The sequence below is a fragment of the Rhizomonospora bruguierae genome, assembly GCF_018397995.1.
Lineage (GTDB): Bacteria > Actinomycetota > Actinomycetes > Mycobacteriales > Micromonosporaceae > Rhizomonospora > Rhizomonospora bruguierae.
Genome location: NZ_BBQH01000117.1, coordinates 1 through 4,251, shown reverse-complemented (window position 1 = coordinate 4,251; position 4,251 = coordinate 1). Strand labels below are relative to the sequence as shown.

Sequence of the window (4,251 nt, the reverse complement as noted above, 5' to 3'; positions counted from 1 at the left end):
ACCATGAAACGTCGATCTTGCATATCGGTGCCTTGTCATGTCGACCGCACGGACTGACTTCACCACTCTGGCGTCCTGCGGGCCTGTGCGCGACAATCGTCAGGTTGGCGCTGTCGGACGGGGGTTCAGGTGACGAACACGGTCGAGCGGGCCAGGCTTCAGCGAGAGTACGACCGCCTCAGCAATGAGGCCATTCGAGCGGGAGTTCAGGGCGATGCGTCCCGTGCCGCCGACCGAGCCAAGGCGGCACTATCGATCGTGCGGCGGCTCTTCCAGGAGTACCCCGGCGACGACGACCGGCTGGTCCTGGCGGCGGCGCTCTACAACTACGCGGGCTATGTCGGGATGACTCACGAATCCCTCGTGCTGCTCGAAGAGTCCTATGACCACTACTCGGCGCTCGGCGGACATGCTGTCCAGTGCGCCGATGTGGTGCTGCGGATGGCAACCGTGCTGCAGGCGACTGGCGACGTGGCCGGAGCGAGAGTCCGGTTCAACGATGCCATCGGCGCATACAAGTCCGCAGCTGTCAGCGCCAACTCGCTGGATGCCATGATGGGGCTGGCGCGGGCCAGCTTCCACCTTGGCCGGCATCTGTTGGTGTCGGGGGCAGGTCCAGAGGAGGCACTGTCGGCCATCGACGATGGCCTCATCGTCGCCGAGCGGGTACGGGATGCGCTTGGCGTCAACAAGTCCCGGTCCGACTGGCTGGCGAACGCGCCCGGCGCCCTCCAGTTGGCGGCACCGGCCTGGGCCGCGGCCGCCCTGCTCGCGACGGAGCTTCATCACACTGCCGGTCGTTACGACATCGCCGGTGAATCGGCGAACATCGCCGCCAGCGTGGCCGGTGGCCTGGCCGGACTGGGTGGTGACGTCCGACTCCGGCTGTTCAAGGCAGTTCTGGCGTATGCCGAAGGAGTCTGGCGCGACGCCCAGAATCCGTTCGTAGCCAAGGCCCGCAATCTGGGGTCCATGCAACGCTTCACGGTCGTCGGGAACAGGATTGTGTTCGCCACACCGGATCTGGACGAGATCCTGCGGTTGGTCGGTTGGTGAGCAGCCATGGTCACTGCGCTGTCCGCCAGCGGGTCGAGACGGTGACTGCAAGCCTGGCCGGCAAAGGCCACTGTCGATCCCGATGGTGGCCGACCGGGTGGTGATGACCGCGGCGAAGCTTAATCCTAGAACCCGCCGGTCAGGGCATGCGTCGGCGCACGGCTGGTAGCGTCACGATCGGCCCTGAGCTGCGGAAATGCGGTTTGGATCCTGCCACATTGAGTCCACGTAACACCTGGGCGTATGCGCGGGTGAAATGAAGCATTGCGCGAACCATACTGGTTGCATTGGCTGGCGCGTTCGTGTTCAGGCGCGGCCTGCGGCGATTTCGCGGGCCCGTTCGGGAAGTGGCGCGTCGATACCGGTGGCGAATGCCAGCATCTCGCCATGCCCAGGAAGCTTGGTCAGGGCGTTGGTCATGAGAGCGCGGGCTGCTTCGACGTCACCGCGCTGGTGGGCGCGGCGGGCACGGACGAAGTCGAGTTCCGGGCCCGCAAGAGCGGGATGGTCCGCGAGCTTGTCGAGGAGGTCTTCCGCTTCGGTGTCGGCGAGTTGCTGGATGAGGATCGCGTGCCACTCCGCGAGGTCTGCGGCGCGCTGCTTCCGGGCGAAATCACCCGTCGGCCATGTCCGGCTCCGGGTGTCGCCGCCCATGGCATGGTCGAGGGCGTCGAGGTAGTGCCCGGCGAAGGTCATCCAGTTGTCCGGGATGCTGAGCATCCCGGAGATGACCGTTGCGAGCGTCATCTCCTTCTCGATGATCTTGCCGTAGCCGCTGCGAGTCCAGCCGTAGGGCGATTCCCAGCGCAGCAGTTGCGGTGCTGCTTCGGCCGCGAAAGTGTGGAAACCGTGTCGGTCACGTCGGTGTCCCCACAGCAGCGTGGCCGCGTCGGAGACGACGAACCTTGCTGCTTCCATGGGGTCTTCAGAACGGAAGTAGTCGTAGTGCCTGGTTTCGCAGGCGAGATCGATCAGCTCCTCGAGAGCAGCGGCTGCGACGTCGGGTTCCGGAGCGCGCAGCCCGGCGCGTGCGTCGGCTGCGAGACGAGAGAACTCGGAGCGCCAGCGAGTGCGCTGTCCCGGTGGCACCCGCCGGTCGCCGGCGATGTAGGCGCCGCTGCGGGCCAGGTCGACGAAACGTTGCACCTCGTCTCGTACCGTTCGTGGGTCGACAGCTGCCTTGCTCGTACGCTTGGTCGGGCCGACCGGTGCGGGCTGGATCTCGGCCTCGATACGTTCACGCACCGGCGCCGCTGCCCGCCAGTAGACATTCCATAGCGCTGTCCTGAGTTGCTGCTCGTCGAGCGTGGCCAGCTTGTCGAAAAAATCTGCGCGATTCATCCTGTTCATCGGCACCGCGTGATGGTAGCGGTGCGTGTAGCCTGGTTCTGGTCGTGGCCCGACCAGTTGCTGTCCGGCCACCGCTCATTCGTAGTGGTACCGGCAAGAGATGATGGTGATCTCGTTGGGTTCGACGGCGTACACCACGCGATGTTCGTCGTCGATGCGACGGGACCGGAGGCCGGCGAGGTTGTTACGGAGGATTTCCGGCTTTCCGATGCCAGGGCCATCGGGATCGCGTTTGATGTCGGCGATCAGTGCGTTGATGCGCTTGAGGGTCTTCCGGTCCTGGGTCTGCCAGTACAGGTAGTCGTCCCAGGCATGATCGGTCCAGCTGAATTTCATTCCTCAGGGCCGAACTCGCGCTCGGTGGCTCGGCCGGATCGCCACTGCTCGACGCTCTCGGTCAGGCGCTTTGCGTTGGCGGGGGATCGGAGCAGGTAGTTGGTCTCCATGATCGAGTCCCAGTCCTCCTTGCTCACCAGAACGGCGTTGCCCCGCTTGGAAACGATCTCGATCGGGGTGTGGTCCTCGTTGACGCGCTCGATGAGCGGGAAGAGGGATTTGCGCGCCTCGCTGGCGCTAATCGCTGAAGTCACGATGCCCTCCCAGGCTTGTACCGGATATGGTACCACTATGGGTGAAGGTTCGCGTGGAGATGCTGGCACTCTCGGCGCTGCTGTACACCGCCACCGGATCGGCTCTTCTCGCCGGGCTTGGATTTGTGGCCGGCTACCTGCCGCAGGCGTTGGGCGCGATGACCCTGCTGTCGCTGGCGGATCGGGTGCCATCCCGGGCGTTCCTGGCCGGATGGGACAGCATCCGGGCGGTGGTTACCGTGACTCTGGCCTCTGGGATCCTGCCGCTTTGGGGCATGCTGACCCTGGTCATCGCCGCGGGGGCGGTCGACGCGGTCGCTGCCGCGACCCGCTCCGCCCTGCTCGCCGACGTCCTCACCGGGGACCGCTTCATTCTCGGTCGATCTGTGTTCAACCTGTCGTCCGGTGGTATGCAGATATTCGGCTTCGCGGTAGGGGGACGATCCTCGCCCTGATCGGAGCACGGCAGGCGCTCCTGGCGGCCAGCGTTCTTGCCCTGTTCGCGGCCGCGATACACCGGTTCGGCCTGCGGATCCGGCCCTGCGGCGATCGGTCGGGCCACGGTGGCGGCCACGTGGCGCGGCAACCGTCGACTGTTCGCGGATCCGGTGATCCGGACGGTCCTGATCATGCAGTGGGTGCCCAACGGACTGGTCGGGGCCGAGGTGCTGGCCGTCCCGTACGCCGGCGACCAAGCCGGCCTGTTGTTCACTGCTGCGGCGATCGGCATGATGGGCGGCGATTTCGTCGTTGGTCGGTTCGTCCCGGCCGACCGCCGGGTCCGGCTCGTGGTGCCGCTCTACTTACTTCTCGCCGTGCCCTACCTGGCTTTCCAGCCGGCAGGGCTGAGACGAAACTCGAACCTTGACCACGTGTGCGGCAGCGTCCCGGCGGAGCCGGGACATGATGCTTTCGGGCATGGTGATGGGCTTGCCGTCGTGGGTTGGGTTGCGGCAAGCTGGGTTGCTGGTGGGGAGAGCGACCACGTTGTCGGCCCTTGTGGTCTGACCTTTCGCCGGAAACGGCCTTGTCGGCGCTCTTCCCACCCCTTGTGTGTATGCGCTGGTGGTAGGCCGTTTTAGGCGGCGGCCTCTACGTGGCCGTCGATACTGCCAGGTGGCCACTGAATGGCACCAATCCGGTGTTCGTGAAGGCGATCATCGGATCGGACGGCCCATCAAAGTTCGTACGTATCGATGACATGACGATGCAGTGCTACTGGTGATGTTCGGCCACCGTCAGAAGTCACCGACGG

At 65.3% G+C, this 4,251-nt stretch carries 5 protein-coding genes; 2 read left to right on the top strand and 3 right to left on the bottom strand.

The annotated features are described in order from the left end of the window. The first annotated feature begins 129 nt into the window (after positions 1-129). Entirely contained in the window at positions 130-1,056 is a 927-nt protein-coding gene (locus KJS59_RS30190; protein WP_213457340.1) for a hypothetical protein, read from the top strand. Positions 1,057-1,362: 306 nt separating this feature from the next. On the opposite strand, the gene KJS59_RS30185 is transcribed toward KJS59_RS30190, so the two are convergent. From KJS59_RS30185 to KJS59_RS30175, 3 genes are all read right to left on the bottom strand, one after another. Further along, complete coding sequence (locus KJS59_RS30185; RefSeq protein ID WP_213457338.1) at positions 1,363-2,412, bottom strand: hypothetical protein; 1,050 nt, start codon at positions 2,410-2,412, stop codon at positions 1,363-1,365. A gap of 69 nt (positions 2,413-2,481) precedes the next feature. Further along, positions 2,482-2,742: a Txe/YoeB family addiction module toxin gene (locus KJS59_RS30180; protein WP_213457336.1), complete on the bottom strand. Its 261-nt coding sequence runs from the start codon at positions 2,740-2,742 to the stop codon at positions 2,482-2,484. Beyond that, complete coding sequence (locus KJS59_RS30175; protein WP_213457334.1) at positions 2,739-2,996, bottom strand: type II toxin-antitoxin system Phd/YefM family antitoxin; 258 nt, start codon at positions 2,994-2,996, stop codon at positions 2,739-2,741. The genes KJS59_RS30180 and KJS59_RS30175 overlap by 4 nt, the downstream gene beginning before the upstream one ends. Before the next feature lie 41 nt (positions 2,997-3,037). On the opposite strand from KJS59_RS30175, the gene KJS59_RS30170 reads away from it, so the two are divergent. Continuing rightward, positions 3,038-3,451: an MFS transporter gene (locus KJS59_RS30170; RefSeq protein ID WP_213457332.1), complete on the top strand. Its 414-nt coding sequence runs from the start codon at positions 3,038-3,040 to the stop codon at positions 3,449-3,451. The last annotated feature ends 800 nt before the right edge of the window (positions 3,452-4,251 follow it).

Bases quoted from the DNA above. Each gene is read 5' to 3' on its own strand.
- KJS59_RS30180 (WP_213457336.1), bottom strand. From the start codon at position 2,742: ATGAAATTCAGCTGGACCGATCATGCCTGGGACGACTACCTGTACTGG.